At 44.8% G+C, this 830-nt stretch carries 1 protein-coding gene; it reads left to right on the top strand.

The window, feature by feature from the left end; translation table 11 throughout:
- The coding region (locus AB4653_RS23720) for a histone deacetylase (RefSeq protein ID WP_372105472.1) at positions 1-794 on the top strand (794 nt) is incomplete at its 5' end.
- Positions 795-830 lie beyond the last annotated feature (36 nt).

The raw sequence follows: 830 nt of genomic DNA, 5'->3' as shown, positions 1-830 counted from the left end.
GGGGTAATGCATTCGAAATGTTCCAGCCAATGCCTGTTTCGGTAGAACAAGTAAAGCAGGTACACGATGGTGAATATGTCGATTTGCTAGTTTCTGGAAATTTGCCAGCAGCAAAAATGAGACGTATCGGCTTTCCGTGGAGTGAACAGCTTATAGAAAGGACACTCTATTCAAGTGGTGGAACCTGCTTGGCCGCTGAAATGGCCATCGAGAGTGGTTTAGCGATTCATCTCAGCGGTGGCTATCATCATGCGCACCGAGATTTTGGCAGTGGCTTCTGTTTGTTGAATGATCTGGTCTTGGCGGCCAAGCACGCATTAACCTTTGAGCATATAGATAAAGTGCTGATCGTCGACAGTGATGTTCACCATGGCGATGGTACAGCGACACTTTGCCAAGAGAGCGATGAGATTATTACTTTGTCATTCCACTGCGACAAAAATTTTCCTGCGCGTAAACCGTTATCTGATTTAGATGTGCCATTAAGTCGTGAAACAGAAGATGAAGAGTTCTTACGTTGTTTTGAACAAGTCACCAAGTTGGCGATTGCGCATCACCAACCTGATCTCATTATTTATGACGCGGGGATCGACATCCATCAAGACGATGAACTGGGTTATTTGAATGTTTCGACAAAAGGGATATTTGAACGCGACTGTTTCATGATTGAATTAGCGAAATCAGAGTCTATTCCAATGGCGTGTGTAGTCGGTGGCGGATATCGAACTGAACATCAAGATCTGGTGCCGATTCACATGCAGTTATTGAAGGCCGCATTTACTGTCAGCAGTTGAGTGGTGAGCTTGTGTGATCTCCAGATACAAAAAAGC

The sequence above is a fragment of the Vibrio sp. 10N.222.48.A3 genome, from assembly GCF_041475345.1.
GTDB lineage: Bacteria > Pseudomonadota > Gammaproteobacteria > Enterobacterales > Vibrionaceae > Vibrio > Vibrio tasmaniensis_A.
This window is presented reverse-complemented; position numbering and strand designations above follow the sequence as displayed.